At 34.7% G+C, this 17,759-nt stretch carries 17 protein-coding genes; 4 read left to right on the forward strand and 13 right to left on the reverse strand.

Going from position 1 to position 17,759, the window contains the following annotated elements; genetic code table 11:
* Positions 1–47 precede the first annotated feature (47 nt).
* Positions 48–1,865 (reverse strand): DNA translocase FtsK, encoded by a 1,818-nt coding sequence (locus tag B3600_RS23370; protein ID WP_286754593.1) that lies wholly within the window; start codon positions 1,863–1,865, stop codon positions 48–50.
* A 551-nt stretch (positions 1,866–2,416) separates the two neighbouring features.
* On the opposite strand from B3600_RS23370, the gene B3600_RS23375 reads away from it, so the two are divergent.
* Positions 2,417–3,196 (forward strand): hypothetical protein, encoded by a 780-nt coding sequence (locus tag B3600_RS23375; RefSeq protein WP_286754594.1) that lies wholly within the window; start codon positions 2,417–2,419, stop codon positions 3,194–3,196.
* 506 nt (positions 3,197–3,702) lie between these two features.
* Here B3600_RS23375 and B3600_RS23380 read toward each other — a convergent pair.
* The 3 genes from B3600_RS23380 to B3600_RS23390 form a co-directional block, all read right to left on the reverse strand.
* On the reverse strand, positions 3,703–5,106 hold the full coding sequence (locus tag B3600_RS23380) for a hypothetical protein (RefSeq protein WP_286754595.1): 1,404 nt from the start codon (positions 5,104–5,106) through the stop codon (positions 3,703–3,705).
* A gap of 150 nt (positions 5,107–5,256) precedes the next feature.
* Positions 5,257–6,279, reverse strand: a complete 1,023-nt coding sequence (locus B3600_RS23385) for a hypothetical protein (RefSeq protein ID WP_286754596.1) — start codon at positions 6,277–6,279, stop codon at positions 5,257–5,259.
* A 637-nt stretch (positions 6,280–6,916) separates the two neighbouring features.
* Positions 6,917–7,486, reverse strand: coding sequence for a hypothetical protein (locus B3600_RS23390; protein WP_286754597.1), 570 nt, complete (start codon positions 7,484–7,486; stop codon positions 6,917–6,919).
* A gap of 465 nt (positions 7,487–7,951) precedes the next feature.
* On the opposite strand from B3600_RS23390, the gene B3600_RS23395 reads away from it, so the two are divergent.
* Complete coding sequence (locus B3600_RS23395) at positions 7,952–8,467, forward strand: hypothetical protein (protein WP_286754598.1); 516 nt, start codon at positions 7,952–7,954, stop codon at positions 8,465–8,467.
* Here B3600_RS23395 and B3600_RS23400 read toward each other — a convergent pair.
* Positions 8,464–8,628 (reverse strand): hypothetical protein, encoded by a 165-nt coding sequence (locus tag B3600_RS23400; protein ID WP_286754599.1) that lies wholly within the window; start codon positions 8,626–8,628, stop codon positions 8,464–8,466. The genes B3600_RS23395 and B3600_RS23400 overlap by 4 nt on opposite strands.
* 411 nt (positions 8,629–9,039) lie before the next feature.
* Between B3600_RS23400 and B3600_RS23405 the strand changes: the two genes are divergently transcribed.
* A complete protein-coding gene (locus tag B3600_RS23405) occupies positions 9,040–9,312 on the forward strand; it encodes a hypothetical protein (protein ID WP_286754600.1) in 273 nt (90 codons plus the stop codon).
* 273 nt (positions 9,313–9,585) lie between these two features.
* Here B3600_RS23405 and B3600_RS23410 read toward each other — a convergent pair whose 3' ends face one another.
* The 8 genes from B3600_RS23410 to B3600_RS23445 all read right to left on the reverse strand — a co-directional run bounded on the left by B3600_RS23410 (position 9,586) and on the right by B3600_RS23445 (position 16,362).
* Positions 9,586–10,296 (reverse strand): DUF2290 domain-containing protein, encoded by a 711-nt coding sequence (locus tag B3600_RS23410; RefSeq protein ID WP_286754601.1) that lies wholly within the window; start codon positions 10,294–10,296, stop codon positions 9,586–9,588.
* The gene (locus tag B3600_RS23415) at positions 10,293–12,392 is read right to left on the reverse strand and encodes a DEAD/DEAH box helicase (protein WP_286754602.1); all 2,100 of its coding nucleotides are present in this window, start codon (positions 12,390–12,392) and stop codon (positions 10,293–10,295) included. Before B3600_RS23415 ends, B3600_RS23410 begins: the two co-directional genes overlap by 4 nt.
* 158 nt (positions 12,393–12,550) lie before the next feature.
* Entirely contained in the window at positions 12,551–12,925 is a 375-nt protein-coding gene (locus B3600_RS23420; protein ID WP_286754603.1) for an HIT family protein, read from the reverse strand.
* A 2-nt stretch (positions 12,926–12,927) separates the two neighbouring features.
* Positions 12,928–13,953, reverse strand: a complete 1,026-nt coding sequence (locus B3600_RS23425; RefSeq protein ID WP_286754604.1) for an HNH endonuclease domain-containing protein — start codon at positions 13,951–13,953, stop codon at positions 12,928–12,930.
* A 27-nt stretch (positions 13,954–13,980) separates the two neighbouring features.
* On the reverse strand, positions 13,981–14,439 hold the full coding sequence (locus tag B3600_RS23430) for a hypothetical protein (protein ID WP_286754605.1): 459 nt from the start codon (positions 14,437–14,439) through the stop codon (positions 13,981–13,983).
* A gap of 55 nt (positions 14,440–14,494) precedes the next feature.
* Positions 14,495–14,890 carry a (deoxy)nucleoside triphosphate pyrophosphohydrolase gene (locus B3600_RS23435; RefSeq protein WP_286754606.1) on the reverse strand — a complete coding sequence of 132 codons (396 nt, stop codon included), beginning with the start codon at positions 14,888–14,890 and terminating at the stop codon, positions 14,495–14,497.
* Positions 14,877–15,758, reverse strand: a complete 882-nt coding sequence (locus B3600_RS23440) for a YDG/SRA domain-containing protein (RefSeq protein ID WP_286754607.1) — start codon at positions 15,756–15,758, stop codon at positions 14,877–14,879. Before B3600_RS23440 ends, B3600_RS23435 begins: the two co-directional genes overlap by 14 nt.
* Positions 15,748–16,362: a hypothetical protein gene (locus B3600_RS23445; RefSeq protein ID WP_286754608.1), complete on the reverse strand. Its 615-nt coding sequence runs from the start codon at positions 16,360–16,362 to the stop codon at positions 15,748–15,750. The genes B3600_RS23440 and B3600_RS23445 overlap by 11 nt, the downstream gene beginning before the upstream one ends.
* 1,006 nt (positions 16,363–17,368) lie before the next feature.
* Here B3600_RS23445 and B3600_RS23450 point away from each other — a divergent pair.
* Positions 17,369–17,743, forward strand: coding sequence for a hypothetical protein (locus B3600_RS23450; RefSeq protein WP_286754609.1), 375 nt, complete (start codon positions 17,369–17,371; stop codon positions 17,741–17,743).
* Positions 17,744–17,759 lie beyond the last annotated feature (16 nt).

Here is a 17,759-nt window from a genome sequence, read left to right on the forward strand (position 1 = left end):
GTAATATTTACGGTTTACCGTAACAGTCAAATCAGAGTGCATCGAGTTTACTGTTTGCCCATCCAATAGAAAAAAGCAAGTATAACAACTACAATAAGGAGGAATACGAATACTTTACCCTTATTTTTTTTAGAAACAATTGGTTTATTTTCAGTGTAAATAGGCTCGCGTTTTAAATCGTCAATTTTTTTCATAGACAATTCAGGTTCGATAAGTGTATTTATAATCTTTTTTGAGTTATTGTATATATTTGGAGGAGTATATTCTAGGTTATTATTTGCTGCAAGTTTTTCTAAGTATTGTTCCAGCGCATATTCGTCTGGAAATAAAACTTCTCTCGGTTTACTTCCTTCAAATGGACCAATTATTCCTGCAGCTTCTAGCTGGTCTATTATGCGACCAGCACGGTTGTATCCAAGCTTTAATTTACGTTGTATTAATGATGTAGATCCTTGCTGGTACATCACAATCAATCGAGCAGCTTCTTCAAAGAACTGATCCTTATCTTTTGGATCAAATAGCACCGGTATATTTTCGGCAAAGCGATATTCAGGTAGGAGGTAAGGAGAGGGATACCCGCGCTGGCTTCCAATGTACTCACAGATTGATGATAAGTATAGGTAATCCAAATAAGGTTGATGGCCTTTAATTAGTTTTTCACCACGTTCGTAGACTAACTGTCCCGAGGACGTGAGTTTTTCCGCACCGATACGGTCCAATATCTTTTTAGATTCATTTTGGGACATGAGTTTCATTCCAATTCTGAAACTAAAATTAGCTCTTAACTGTGGTGAAATATTTCTAGCCATTATTTGGCTTGTTACAGCCAATAGATAGATTCCTGTATACAAGTTTTTTTGCGTCAATACGATAAGAGACCTTATTGTATCATCATCTAAAAATGTTTGCAGGTCGTCCATTATTAATACGATGTCAGGCAGATAACGATGACCTAGTAATGGGTCGAGTGTTCTATGGACAAATTTATTATTATAATCTGTAATTGATTTTACACCTGCTTTTTGGAATAACTCTTGTCTTTGCTCGCATTCAATTAGTAATGCATTAATCGTCGGAAGAGCCTTATTGTGATCGATAACAGGAGATTGATCACCGGGTACTGCAGCTATAAAATGTTTTTCAAGTTTGGTAAAAGCAGTGTAGTCAATTGGTTTGCTTTTACATATGACCATTTTCAACTGTGCTGGATGGAATTTATACAACCACATTACCAATTGATTGTAGATAAACTGCGTTTTACCAGAAGCAATCGTACCAGCTAATAGCAGATTTGGGTGCTCATATAGTTCCTGAAAGGTAAGATTTTCTTCACCATTTAATAAGACTGGAAGTTTATACTCCGCAGCCTGTTTATTAATTTTTTCAATTAAGGGGTGTAATTGGGGCGGGAAAAGATCTAAACTCGGATATTGGTAACCGGATAAATCCAACTTTTCGTCATATAGTCCAAATTGTTCAACAAGATTAATCGGATCAGCGATTTTTGAAGGTTCCTGGTAGTATTTGATAATTGCTTCAATGAGTTGTTCGAGATTTTTTTCTTGATATTGTGTTTCAGCGAGATCAAAAAATTCTAATAGGGAAGCGGCTGATTCTTTCCGCCACGCGTCTTCATCAGAAAGACTTGTAGCTTTATTAAATATAATGTCTTTGGTAACGGGTGTCCCAAAATAATTCTGCAACTCTTGTACGAATTCATTGATGTTAGTTTGATTTTGGGTTGGCCAGTCATTCATAGCAGCGGCAAACAACACTCCCATTTTTTTTAGCGGGTGATCTTTTGGATCATTATTAACTAGATCAATGAGTTGTTGTATATTTTCAATACTTGTGTCGTTTTCCATGAATTTTGGTTAATAGAAATTTTTTATTATCGAGCTACTATTGGCTAATTATAGGTTTCCATTCTATTTAAAATTAGTAATTCATTTTCAATTATCTATTTTTAAAAACTTAGTTTTTATGGAAAGAGATGTGTAGAGTCCAGTTACCCGAGCGTTACACCGTAACATCTTGAGCGGTTTGGTGTGAATGGATAGTATTTCTACTCCATACGATGATAATGGGCTTTCTGCCGTTTAGGGAAGCTTTAATACATTTTAGAAAAGAGGGAATAATTATTGATTTTTATTCAACTGTTCATTTTATAAAAATTATTTATATAACTCAATTACTATGAGTAAACTACACGGATGATGACTTTTAAACCTCCTCATTTGAGAATTGGACTACAGATCCTATGTGAGGAGGAGAGTAGAGATATCATCCGCAAATAAGGTGAGAAAATTGATTTACTCTTTTAATTATCTAAGTTTATAGGTGGTTAGTGATTCTTCGACGTTGTGAAGTCTCGGGCTTTTTTGCTTTATTTGTAAATTATTAACCAATCGAATTTATGGACACTATCAAAGAATTATTAGACCCCGTAAAGGCTCGGCTAAATAATAGCATTATTGGAAGCTTCATTATTTCCTGGTGTATTGTAAATTGGAAATTTTTATATGAATTGATAGTTTCTAATTTACCATCATCCGAACGAATTACCTTAGCAGAGTCTCAATTAAATCACTATTATGCATGGATATTGCCTACTATTGCGACAATCTTTTATATTTTTCTGTTACCAAGGATTGAAAACTATATATCCAGTATTAATAAATCAATTGTATTAGAAAGAGAAAAAAGCTTAGTGGATCTAGAGATTTCTGTTGTAAAGGAAAAGACTAGGCTAGCGAGAGAAAGTGCAAAATTAGAGTTGGCTAAATCAGAAACGAGTACTTTGGAAGACCTTAATGAAAGAGTTTCTATACTCACGAGTGACTTAAACAGTAAAAATGAAGAGGTCAATAGGTTGAAAAAATTTTTAAAAAGCGAAGCCGAAAATGTCGTTAAATTAAGTGATAAGTATCCTAATCTAAAAGCTGAACTACAGGATTTACGAAACAATAAAGAAATTGATCTGTCTCCAATAAAGAAAGTTGATGGAGCTCTTGAACAGCTTGATAACTTGCTGACAAATAAAAATATTTCAGAACGGGACGATTTCGTTTTAAGAATGATACATTCTTTGGAGGGAGACGATATTGAAGCATTTGTACCTATTTTAGTTAATTTTCTGAGTAAAGAAGGTAAAAAGAAATTCTCTGATTCTGTCGATTGGAAAAATGAACGGTAGTTCGGTTTGTAAGTGTTCCAAAAAATCATTCACTTGAAAATAAATATGGCATACAAATCGATGAGTTTGATTTTAAAATCCATAAAGATTCAGATGAATTGAATCCTTTATATCAAAATTCGTACGCTTACTCCAATTACTTGCTTTTAAACCAATTATTAGCAAATGATTGGCACAAGGGAAATGTCAAACCCAAAACGGAGGATTTTTTCATATCTAATTTTAATGGGGGGCCTACTTCAATTGAAGCAATCAAAAGTTATTGATAGTCTTGCAAATTTTATCCGGACAAAAGAGCCTGCGTCTTTAATTGAGCCAATTTTCCCATCAATGATCATCATTGCGCCATTTCATTTTCCAAAATATAGACAGGTAATGTCCATTCCTTTACAAAACGAAAAATTAAATTTAAATCTCTCCAAATTGGCATAGTCTTTAAATCAATGTTCCTCTTTAAAAGTATGGGGGAGACATTAGAATGCTTCTGACAATAATCCAAAACTATTCTAGGATTTAGGAAGAAATATTTCTGTAACTGAACCAAAAGGCATATATGGTAGAGTTGATCCATGTAGTTGACCTTTAGAAATATCCAGGAATGTATGTGAGATCTCCGGAAAGCAGCCAGGGTCAACAGGAAATTTGGCTTTGGGGTTATGGTACATCATAACTCCATCACCCCAAGCTTCTTCATATGATGGATCATCGATATCTATTTCATTTAGGATAGCTTCAGAAGCAAATGGATCGGGGTTATATAATGTACTTGTTCTGATCATCTTTACATTCTCAAGACCTAATCCTGCCAACCTTCCCATTCGGTTAAATGTTGCAAGAGTAGCATTATTAGCAAACAGCACAGCGCTGACGTGCTCGCTGTCTGGAAGACTAAAAAAGTTGGATGGAATAGATTTATCTTTCCACTGGTGAGAGATAATATTTTCATTTATAGGTTCTACGCTGTATTGTGTTGTGTGGGTTTCAAAACAAATATTACCATTTTTATCAATTTTTGATTTCATTCTCAAACCATATAAGTAATCACTTAAGGCTGTGCGGCTCCATATCATAGATCCAAAATTTTCTTTCGTCGCCGGCATATGATAATCATGTATAGCTAGGATAAATGGCTTACCCTTAACTTGATCTTTTTCCCAATATTTTTTGTTCAGTTTACTAGTTAAGGAGCTTCCGTACTTAATCGGCATATAATCTCTACTTAATAAAAAGATTTCCGCAGCATTTTTAGGATGAGGTTCATCAAAGTTTTGGCTCTTGTTAACCGTAACTGCCTCAATTGCAAATTCCTTTCCGAAGTAAGATACCAAAAAATCAGGGACATTAAAGGAAGTGTCAATGGTAAACTGTGAATTCAAAAGAAATGTGTGAAGAAACAGTTCCCACAAGCGAGCATCAAATCCAGTTGTTTGAAAATCCTTAATATAATTCCCATCGACATCAAGATGACTGTAAACTATTTCATTAATCAGCTCCTTCGCTGGCGTATAGGACTCGTTATTTAATAGAATTTGATAGTAAGGATGAAGTTTTTCTTTCTGAACCTGAGGAACAAGAAATTCCTCAGGCTTCGCCCGCTTGGTTCCTTTCTTTTTTTTCGGTTCTATTTCGGGAAACTCATATTTTTCAAGAGCAATCTTACATTCTAAAATTGCTCGTTTTTTAGTTCTGAAAAATCTTTCTGCAAGTTTTACACCCTGAAATACCTTTCGGTCGTCACGAGCAAGAATTAAATATGAGTACTCAGAGTCTATGTATTCCTCTACAATTACCGCAAGTAAAGTTTTGCCTTTTGCCTCGAACCACGCTACCTCTCTTAAAAATTGAGAAGATCGAGGATCACGAATATAACAGTAAGCATTAAACTGACGTAATGAAATTTCATTGATCATGAATTTTGATATTTTATTTTTACAATGAAAGTTAGGGAATCCGATATCTTAATACTTTCTAAATTACCATGATATCGGCTAATCTATTGTAAATTGATTACATTTTATTATAAAAGAAATTTAGCCTAATAATAGCGACATCTGTAAATCCTATACCTTTTTTTTAGCAATGGCAGAGATAAAACCTTTCAATTTCCCAGTAAGCTGATCTAAATTTTTTCCGGTATGCCAAAGAATGCTGCGTTGCCTGATGTCAAAAGGAAGGTCTTCAATTTTATATTGCTCCGTATCCATTACCATAATGATTTTATCCCACCCTAACTTTGCTGCTGCAAATCCTAACTCAATCATTACATTAGGGTTGGGGCTGAAATTATTCTCTCTCGTCAAACTTTTTGCTACGATATTGACATCTGCCAAAAATATATCGGATGCTTCGATCTTTTCAAAAATAGTCGCTGGAATATTTTGGCTTCCAGAGGTTTCCCGCATATCTGATTCAACTTTTAGTTTTTTTCCCTCTTTCTCAAATGCTTTTTCAATCTCCCTGATTCCCTTCCAAATAAATGAACGCGTATCTGGATTATCTGTTTGCCATGAATAGAAAAGAATTATGGTATCCTTGTCCTTAACTGTCTCTGGCGGCTTGGGCATAGATTCGTAAATGTTAATTAAAAAATTTAGCTTTTGCTTACCCTCGTCAATGATTTCTACCCAAGCTTTTGCAAATTCTTCGATTTTGCGTTCAATCAAAAGAGATTGACGAGGTCTTGCTCCAGAATTATCAACAAAAGCAGTTTGTTGAAACGCACTAAAACGATGGAGCTTTTCCGGTCCCCATTCTGTTTCCTCATCGGAATATTCTTTTTGTACAACGTAATCTTTTAAGGCTGAAAATTCTTCATATATATATTCCAAAAGGCCAATCTTCCCATCATGACTCTCTTTTTCAAGGGCTAATGATAATTTAGACATTCCAGCCTTAATTAATGCTCTATAGTGTGCTTTAAATTCCCATTCACTTCCACAATCGTTTACACCGACGATCGTATAATCCATAAAAGCATGTTCCTTGTAATATAATGGTTTGGGATTATACTTAATTGTAAACACTTTACTTTGATCCAGAAGCTCTGAAAAGATACACTCAAAATCGTTTTCTTGTATTTCCATTAATAATTTTTGATTTGCCCTAATTATTTTTTGAATATTATATTGTAAAATATAAAATTTAAAATAAATAAACGCAATTAATTGTTACTATAATGCATTGTTTAATGGCTGCTGACCACATCGAAAGCTCGAAGAACATTAGTAGGGAACTTGATAGCATGGACTTTGTATATATGGGGACAATCTGAAAAAAACTGAGTTTGGAGCAGCCGTTATTACGCTAGAAAGTAAAATCTGAATCAAAAGCGGAATGGGCTGTTTGATCTAACTTATTCAGTCCCGGTTTTCCCTAATCCGTACTAGTAAGTTTTTGAAAACAAACAGCAAATTTAATTCTAGTGTGACCAAGATATATTATTCAGACTCTTTAATTCCTAGGATTGCCCGTAGAATCGCAATTTTTTTAGAGTTGTTATAAGTTTGAAAAGCGAATGGATGTTTATTGATAGAATGGAGTTTATAGCCTTGATTACCCAGATCCTATAAGCTTAACTGGTTGCAGTGCATTGTCCGAAAAAAAGATTTCTCAAATTAACATTATTTAAATTTTATTCAAAATATGCTTAATCAAAGAAATAATTAGAGATAGTGAATTGCCAATTTGGAAAGTGATTCTTAGAATTTTATGGAAAAACGGCTAAATCAGGTCGTCAAATTTCTGGTTCGAATTTTTTTGAAACTGGAAAACCTTCGGTTGAAATGACTCTCTTTCCTGCGTTGTTCGTGTCTTATATTCTTTTATTATTGTACCCTTGCCAATGTGCCTTTTTAACAAGTCATATGCTCTAAAAGCGGTAATGGGCAGTCCATATTCCTTTCTTATAATTTTGATTATCTGATTCAATTCTATTGGCTCGTCAAAATAGCGGGTAATAATGCAATTCCTTTCTTGTTCCTGCCTTTGGCTTCGGACTTCAATAGTTTCATTCAAAGATCGTTCACGCAGTGACAAAATAATACCGGGATCAATTTCCAGTGGAACGCCGAAGTCAAAAAAATCTTTTAGGGGGACCGAAATAGCTACACAGATACTGAATATACTTTCAACAGTAAATATTCTGTTTGCAGAGCGATAGCTTTTTAGTATTCTTGGATCCAATTCGCAGACAATAGCAAGCTCCGTCTGGGTGAGTCCTGTTATATCGAGAATTTCAGTAATCCGCTCAGAGATCGTAATTGCAAGGGCTGAATGTTGTGGTTTCATCATTGGATATTTTAATACAAGAAGGCCGCGTTGTATTAGCCGGTTATCTATCTAACCTTAAGCAAAAAGCGTTAGCTTTCTATTTGATCAAATATCGATAGAATAATATCTAAACAACTTTTCGAAAAGCTATAAAAAGTTAACGTTTTTATTCAAAATTGATGAAGGGTTTTTGAATGGGAGCAATTCTGGGGTAGATAACTTATACCTCGCTATAATTTTTAAATTAGCGATATTATATAGTAAGAATTGTCGTTAAAAAGAATCAATTTGCAATTGATAGCAAATAGCCATTGTTTTTGTTCCCTGATACCTATAAAATACGTTGATGAATAAGATAGACTGGAATTCCTTTAGAGTTAAAAATGAGAATTACACTCCTGGTAAAGAATTGACTGAATTCAAACTTATCGTCAAGCTTTCACTGCTGACAGGAAATGCGGGTTCTGGAAAGAGCGTTTTGCCAAATTGTTTGAGACAAGAAGAGTATTTGATTACAATCATATTTTGCCTGTGCTGGTCAATCTTAAGGATTGTTATTCCGACAGCCTAGAGAACCTTATCAGGCAACGTCAGAAAGATTACCGAGTACGTAATCAAGATATCCGTTTTATCTATATCCTCGATGGATTGGACGAACTGGACAATCTTCATGCTGAGCTCGCGCTGCGGTTTGTAAAAAGGCTCTCAGAAGCGAGCAGCACGGATAAAATTTTAATCTCCTGCCGCAGGGGTAGCCTTAACAAGCTAACGATCAATGAATATTTTGAAGCATTTGAGACTTACGACATTAATGAACTGACTTTTATGGATCTTGAACGATATTTCCATCAGAAAGATGACAAGAAAAAACCGATAGTCTTCATCTGCTTAACGAGCAGAATAATAAACTTATTGAAGGAATTACGGATATTTTTCTTGTCAAACTGCTATGGGATACCATCGATGATCTTACAGAAAATACGACTATCATTGATCTTTTAGAATTGAAAATCAATGGGCTGTTCAAAGGAGAGCAGCACCGGAAAGACCTTGATAATCTTAACCTGCTGATTCCGAAGGATAGACAGATCATTAGGATCAACGACAAATTGTCTTACCGTTTCTCTAAAAAAATAGCAGTATAGATTTAAACACTCTGCCATTGGCAAATTTTTAAGCAGGGAGTTTCCACAGCTAGATTTCAAGGACATCAACACGATTGCAAGCTATATTTTAAATACGTTTTTTGATAAAAGTGTAGGGGACGAGAACAATGATACGTATATCTATCAGCACCGGAGATACCAGGAGTATTTCTTTGCGCGGAGATTAAAGAAAAAGTTTGAAAAGGATATCGGTATCATTCGAAAGACGGGTATTGTCCTTAGTCCGGATTTTTTTGATGATATCTTTATGAAGTATCTTCAAAAAGAATATAAAAAAGAAAATGACTTTCCTGCCCTGGCTCTGCTCTCAAGCATCCAGTTTTATGAGAAAAACGGCGACCAATGGTATATCAATGATTCGCAGTATTTTATGGATGCTTTAGCTTGCCAGAAACCCAGAACAGAACATTGGAATTTTTGCTTAATGACGATATACTGAATGCAAAAAATTACATCAACGGTACATATGAAAATGCACTCAGGTTCTTTGAAAAAGGAAAGAGCGATGCTGCTTTAAGCGTAATTAAGACTTGCAGTGGAAAATTTGGGAAGTATGAAACAGCCTCTGAAATTAAAGATCTTGAGGGGCAACTGTACTACAAATTCAGGATACAGGAGGACGGAATAAGTTCATCTAAATCTTATAAAGGGGTCAACATCTGCCGGAATGGCATGCGATAACTCAATGGAATTGCGCATATACTCCAGTGCAACGTACCGGAATCATGGGGTCAATTTACTCCGGAATATGCAATTGGTATTGTCCGCTTCTTAGATTCCCCCCAAAAGCCAAACATACGGATTTCAGTAGGACATCATCGCCGGGAAGGGAGATGCAACGCTAGCTATGTCACTGGTGGATTAAAAACTTAAAACTCACTTTTTAATTCAATATAAATCATTGTTTAGAACAGATGCTATTCAACTAATTGGACAATTTTCAAAATAGAATTTCTAAAATAAATGCAATTCGTCCCGTTCGCTTTGTTTCCAATGGTCGGCACTTAAAGGGATGCAATCCGATTTTATTTTACTAACAAAAGAGGAAAGCTTTGTAGAATCTTTGAAATGCTCCTTATAAATTTTATAATAAGTATTTTTAATGCAAAACTTAATAAATTTGGCTGGGCTAACATACTTTGCTACAGGAATTCTGACATCATCTATCATTCCAATGTGAAAATGTGAAGTAGAATGTAAATTTGGAGAATAGCCTAACTCTGAAAAATCATATCTAAAATAGTTGAAATTTGATAATCTATCTTCTGTCTCTTTGTATTTTTCATATTCAGGAGCTAATAAACTATAAAATTCTTCCTTCTCAGTAACTTCTAAAATATTTTGAAGCTCGTCTAAATCAAAAATTGTTTCAGCAAATTCATCTAGGGTTAGGTAACTTCTTGGATTTTGTAAAAAAGCATATCTTAAAATGTCCTTCTCATGTTTCATTTGAAATATAGAATCGTCTGAAAGGATAATGTCAAAGTCATTATTAGCTGTCGCTACATCATAGATTTTGACAAAATTTTTAGAGGTGCTAACTTCCTTAAAATTTTTGCTAACTTCACATCCAAATTTTACAGATTTTGCTTTAAATAGCTTTAGATCCTGCAAGAATTTTATTCCCTTTTTTAAGGAGTCTTCAAATTGTGGCTTACTAATCATTTTCTATTATCAAGATTCTTGATCATTTCAATAATTTGTTCTTTATTTAATCCCAATTTATAAAGGTGCTCAAAACTGGTTGAGATATTATTTAATATGGTCTGTTGCTCATTAATGCCCCAAAGAATCTTTCTTGTGCTTACTTCACTGGGCTGCTTAAACTTTAACTTATAGTCGTTTGCTTTTAGTGATTCCATTTCTTGTTTGCATTGACTTAAAGCGGGATAACCTGTCATTGTTACCCAACCCTTACTTCTAGTTATTGCAGTAAAGATTTTATTTCTGTCGACAATGTAATCTTTATTAATAAAACCATATTCAGTCCCAACGATGTAAACCATACCTGATTCATTTCCCTTTGCTTTGTTGAGAGTAGAAAGGGTTACAAAATCATCGTAAGAGTATACTTTATTATTGGAGGAAGTTTTCAAATGGTTAAAAACTTTTATATCTCTTTTGGTTAACATTTCCTCAAGATAATTAAAATAAGTCTCTATATGTCTACCGTCAAGACCAATTACGCTAATATCATCTGGACGCAGATTTTGATTGTATATGTCATTCTTTATTGATTCTGCAACAAATTCACATTCATCAGATATGCTATCATAAATATGTAGCTTGATCACATCTTTATTTAACAACTCATTAGATTTTTTTGGACTATTTTCCAAAGGTCTTGAAATTATCATATTTGAATTGTCTTTTGAATCACCAAGTTCGATTTGAAAGCCCAGGTCTTCCCAATGTTTGTTGTTTTCCAGCCTTTGTAATACTTTATCATTATAAATGCCAAGCCCCAATGAAAAGGCATTTAAAAGAAGGATACGTGGAGTTCTATAGCATTTATGAAGCACAATATCTTGCAATAAATGGTTGTTCCTAGAAAAATCAACATGATATAATCCAGTTATTTTATCTTTTCCAAAAGTTTGTTTTTCATCTTGCATTTTAACATCGAAAATATTTTGGAAATCATCATAAGCCCAAACTATACGAGAATCTCTAGTTACCCTTCTAATCACTCTATAAAAAGATGGCGGAAAATCTTGACCTTCATCTATTAATGATAAGTCATATTCTGTTTTCAGATTTTCTTCCTCATCCAATTTTTGGAATATATGTTCAAAAGGGCTTTTACTATTAAACGATCTAGCTTCAATAAATGGTATCTTTCTTAGATTATTAGAATCACAAATATCGGAATATACACCTTTTAAATCTTTCCCACCCCATCCGTGTAGAATATGTATTTTTCTCCAGTTAGGTTGATTATTGTCTGAAAATTCTCGATAATACTTCTCAATTAAATTGTGGACATGTCCAAAAAGAGCTTTGGTATAAAAGGTATACAAAATATCTGCTTCAGGATTTTGAAGATGGTATAAAGCTGCCTTCATAGCAAGAATGATAGTCTTTCCAGATCCTGCTAATCCCCTAATTCTCTGTGGTGTGTCAATGATATTTAGAGCTGCCTTTTTTTGCTCTATGTCAAAAACTGAATGTTCTGCCTGAATGATATTAAGTATTTCACCTTTTGTTAGGGGGCCAACACTTGGCGTATTTATTACTCTTTCTTTTTTTGTTTTTAAGGAATATGACCCTTCAATAGCAGATACCAAAATTTCAAATTCTTTCTCTTGGAGCTCAATTTTGGCATTTTCTTCTATAGCATTTCTAATCCCAATTTTATTTACAAAATCAGGGCTTCTGTCTATATTATTTTTCTCAACAAAAAACTTTGGAGTTACATTTATTTTTAATTCTCTTCGGCCCACTCTGAGATCGCTTACTTTAGATATCTTCGAATGTATATGATTATCCAAATTATCTAATTTGTTAACTTCAACTGTATTAATTTCAGTAGTTAGTAAACATCTAAAAAAAATCACACCGTATTTCCTTGATACTAATAATACATGGGCCTGAATTAATTCGTCGTCTATTTCGCCTCTGTAAAAAGGGAAATTATAGTAAATGAAAAAATTTGGATCGGCTTTTAAAATGAAAAAATTATTTATCTCTTCAATGACTATATTTGCTAGCTGATCGTCTTTGAGTTTACTTTCGTCACCTATAAAATGTAAATTTTCCATATAATATTCTAAAGAAATTGGATAAGTTAGACCCGTCGTAAATTAACTTTAATTAAGGTAAAAAGAAAGTAAAATATAAAATTAGTTTTGCTAAATTCTATAATTTGTAAAACTTTACCATAGTGAAATATCGATAAAATAATATATTATCACTTCATCTAATAACTTCCTTTACCCGGTATCACATGCCTAACACCACCCCTTGGATTTTCCATATCACCAACATAGCGTGGTATCAGATGACAATGAAAATGAAATACCGTTTGGCCGGCAGATTCACCGCAGTTCATGCCGATGTTGTAACCATCAGGTTCAAATTCTGCCTCAACTAAAGATCTAGCTAGGCCAATAGCATTATCCAAGTCAGCTTTTTCTATAGGAGTCAGCTCGAAATAATCTGTACGAAGTTCCTTACTTATTATAAGTGTGTGACCAGGGCTAACTGGAAAACCATCACGTAGAAGGAAGAAATATTGTGTTTCTCCGATTTGCTTATCTGTTGGTAATTCTAAAAAGTTTTTAATGCTACTCATGGCTAAAAATTTCCTGGCAGTTCAATCCAAGGTTCCCATTCGTGAATGGAATAGGAGAGTGCTAGGTTATACTGCGCTTGCAGAAAGATACGTCTTTTTTCTTTTGTCTTGCCTGTTTGATTTATAATTGTTTCTGCAAGAGGATGTTTACTTTCTATGTAAAACTCATTTCGATTATACAACCGTTCTAAGTACTGGCGATGTGGTACCCTTGCACTTTTATCACTGTTGATTTTTGGATCAGCTAAAACCAAATTCCAGATGCCATTGATATTTGCTTCCTCGGCTGTATGAGCTTTTTTATTAAGATGCGGTAGAAAGTGATCCACTTCACAGATGTTGTCCGATCCTTTATTAACAAATATATCTTGGTAGGAGTAGAAGCATTTGCCTTTTTGGTATCCGTTTAATGCATCTCTTACAGAAGTAATATCAATACGACGCATAAATGAATCAACAAACAATTCCTGTTTTACAGAATCGTGTTTGACTTCTAATAGGTTGGGATTTATTTGGAGGTTCCAAGCCGTTTCGACCAGATTCCATCTTGCATCAACTTCTTGCTCCAAATTTATAAATTGTAGCGCCTCCTTTAATTTAAAGATATTATCGGTAAGAATGATCTCTTTTCTGCCGTCAGCATAGTTCTTTTGATAAAAAGGATCTTTGATAATGTCGCCATTTACATTTTGAAAGGCATCGACCACATTAACAAAACCGAATTTAATTGTCGTTTGGATCAACTGATCTTCATTGATACGACCAGCAATAAAATCGCGACAAGCATTTAAGAATTTGCTAGAAGAAGAATTACCTTGTTTATCACTTTTCCGTAAATGATCAACAATATTCTTGGAGAAGGGCGTTGCTAAATCTTCCAATGACAACGACGATTTGCCAGAAGGCAGTAGCTCGATCATTGCCTTGGCAAAGGCAAATTTATATGTTGCCGAGTTTTTGCCAAACAGTATAATCGCTCGCCATTGTGATTCGAGACTGGGATCGTTAATCTGGAATTTTGTAGACATGTTATGTGCTAATTTTCTCTTTATCCTTTATAACACTTCTGCTTCTCCAATAATTTTAGGTCCTTCATGTAGCCACCATTTACGGCCTTTTGTCAAATATTGTTCTAGCTCTTTTATAAGGAGAAAGCGAACAGTAGCAATCCTTTCTTCACCAGGCATTAGATCCTCACCTTCAAAATTTATATCACCTATGTAAGTCCGCTGTAATTTACCTTCTGACGTATATTCAAAAACGTGATTGGGTCGATAACCTGAGATGATACCTGTTTTTCGGCCACCATCTTCAGTAGGTATTAGCTTTATTCTTGCCTTGACTATAAACAATCCATTTTCATTTCCAAGCTCTTTTATGCTGACAAGGGTATATTTGTCATATGCCATTACGTCGAACACTTTTGACACGCCCGTGTCCAACCATCGTTTGTAGATTAGTTTGCCATTCATGAATAGGTAGAGCTCATTTTCTGAGAAATCTTTAAATATCATTTTGGACGTTTTTATATCTAGTGTTTTGGATTATTTCTAAAACTGTTTGCGATCTCTAGCCTTTAAATTCTTCAATCAAAGCTTTCACAATCGGAATATCTGCGGGTGCAAGCTTCCAGTTTAATAGATCATCAACCTTTACCCACTCAAGCTGATCATGATCGGTAGACTCTGTAGCTATATTTTCGGTTTCACAAATGAAAGAGATCAATTCAATTGTGATCTTTTCATAATGGTGAACTGTATTAAAAAAGTGCTTTTTAATATTCACGTTTAAATTAAGTTCTTCCATTAATTCGCGTTTTAGCGAATCTTCGTGAGACTCTGCTTCCTCCACCTTACCTCCAGGAAATTCCCAATAGCCACCTAAAGATTTTTCTGGTTTCCGTCGACAAATCAAGACAAGATTATCTTTGAATATAATCCCGCAAACAACTTTAATGATAGCCATGTGATTCTCTATGATATTTAAGATTCTTATTATTTAACTTGTGGGAGGGATGTCGAAACAACATACCTGAAATCTCCCCAATTAATTCTAGATCATCCTTAATCGAGAAACTACCACGATCGAACATCACGTGATGATTAGGACAAAGGCAGAGGATATTATCTGAACTATCATGTCCATTATGCGGTGTTCCCAGAGGTTTAATATGTGCGCCTTCGGCATAATGGCCTGATTTGGTAGGCAAAGCAAACTGACATACCTGACATTTAAAATCATATAGCTTTTTAATGTCATGCGCTATTTTAGTATCTCTTATGATTCTTACGATAGAACCTACTTTTCTTTTGGTAGCTTCGTTAGAAATCTTTAGCTCGACCTTTTCAGCTGTCTTCTTTAGTTCGCTAGTTCCTATATAAAGGAGTTTAAAGCGACAGATTTTAAAACCGCTTTTTCCGACTTCTTCCCAAGCATCGACGACACTATACAATCCCCCATAGGTATATCCTTTTTCAGGAGAGTAAGCAGATTTATGGGTATATCCTCTAATAACTCTAACCGGTAGGCCTTCATCCAGGCTTTTTCGTAGGCCAGCATTACCAGGCGTTTTCCATGATTGGTCTTTGACTTGCTTACTCGTATTCGGGTCGTTTCCACCAGCGCCAGTATAGATGATTTCTTCACCGTTGTCTTCATCATCCTCATATCCACCAGACAAGACGATTGCAGCAGTGCCTTCATTACCATTTCCATCAATTCCAGCTGCCCAGTTACGATGAAAGCTCGTCGGCATCATTTCCCTTCTACCTTCAAACCAATGGCCTTCTGGAATATTAGGAATTTCTCCAAAAATTATAGTTCTATTGGCCATTATTCTCAATCTCCTTTTCTTGGCTAAAAAGTTTAGAGCAGTTTTCAAACCAATAATCCCCTAAAACATTGATAGCATTTTTAAGATCATCAGCGTCGACTGCAGATAATATTTTATAGAATAATGGTTTAGGACCTCTTCCAGATTTCTCATTAAAAGGTTTATTTGTCTTCTTCACATATGTAGTAAAAGATTTAGCAAGTCTATCTCCTATAATTGTAGTGTCAGAGGTTGAATCAGCATCTACAGTATTTATTTTCTCAACAATATTTTCGGTTAGAAACTCATCGTTTTGGTTATAAAAAGAAAGCACTATTGTGATTTTATCATTTATTGTCGACGAGTTTTTTGATTCTGGAACATAAGTACCTCTTTTCTTTCTATATTCTATTCTTTTTTGCGTCCTCTCGGGAAGAGAACTATAGTTAGGAATTTCTTGTGTTGGATTACTAAATTGGTAATGATGTAAATTAAATGATTGAGCAATAGCTTCCATCCTCGGTAATTCCAAACTTCCTTTAAGATTTACCAAATTGTCGATATTCGATCTATTAGTTGAGGAAAGAAACGCTATATCAACAGTCTCCAGCCCGAATTTTTTCATATACTTTAAAAGTATCTTTACGAACTCATTTAGAGCATTGTAAATAGGTACAGATTTATCCATTTTAATTAATCGAAAAATTTGAATTTTATATATTTATTATTACATTTGTATTGTAACATGCGAAACAGGGTAGGGGAAATCCCTACACGAACGATTGTCACTTACGCACGAAAGCCGTCAAATTTTCCACGTAGGTTGGCACGGGGTTCGCTTTCCATTGATTTTTGTATCTTTGCATACATTTCATTGGAGCGAACTTTCTGTCAGACTTTGTGGAACTAGGACTTTGGTCTTAGAGGCTCTTGACGGCGCCACGTGCAAAGCTTGGAAGTTCGCTCCGTTGATTTTAACAAGCAACCTTCTCCAATAGCCTTAAAGTGTCATCGTTTTTATAACCAAAATGGATTATGAAAAAACGATTCAAAAACCACCAAAAACACCGAACTTACCTCAAGGAGGTGAGCCCTGAATTTTCCAATTCGATTTTAATAAGCAAGATTATCCGCGCTCCAGAATAATTAGTTAAGCCATATAAAACCAAAATAGGGGATAGCGGCATTCGCAAAATAGTTCGTGCCGAACAGGTAAACACTAGAAAGGCCCTTAGACTAGGTTTTCCCGATCTGTATTCATAACACTACACCCTTTAATTTTGTGTAATTAATAAAATTGCTCTTACGAGACTTTGAACACCTTAAATGTAGCACTTTTATTTCTAAACAACAAAATTAAATACTATAATTGTGTATTGTTATTCTATACTAAGTAGGTCGGGTTTTTATTTCTTTCCGAGAGGGAGCGCCATAATAACCCCTAATGATGACTTGTAACCAATTTGAGGGCGCTTTGCGGATCTGTTAATTTTTTCTTGTTGGATAAGCAGTATTTAAAAAATACTGCAAATGACAACCCTTTTTAATGCGAAAAAATTGCAATTGGGGAAGCTATGCTCTTTTTTACAATATTGAGCGGGGGTTACAGTCATCTTTATTGAACCTATAAAATGAACCAAAAATATTCAAATGTGCTAGCGCTAGAGCTAGCCATATATCAAGTACACGATCAGAACTATGATCCCACGGATAAGATTGCTGATTTTTGGAAAAAGTATGATATCCGTACCATCCAGAATACCATTTCTTTACTACTTAAAAAGTCAGCAGACCGCTGGCCTAATGAAAATCTAATAGAACTCTGCCAAAAGCATGTGTTCGGCTTCGACCTATTAGCTGTACTGATTGCTTATTTCCACGTGCATAAAGACTATGTGGACATGAGCAAATTAGATTTTTCAGACGCAGAAACAACAGGTTTTAGTTTGGATGAGCTGGAGATCACCAAGCGGATCCATGAGTTTTTTGGACGAATTACAGACTAACCTTTAACAATAAGCA

Origin of the sequence: Sphingobacterium sp. UBA2480 (assembly GCF_002341965.1) — a bacterium.
GTDB classification, from domain to species: Bacteria; Bacteroidota; Bacteroidia; order Sphingobacteriales; family Sphingobacteriaceae; genus Sphingobacterium; species Sphingobacterium multivorum.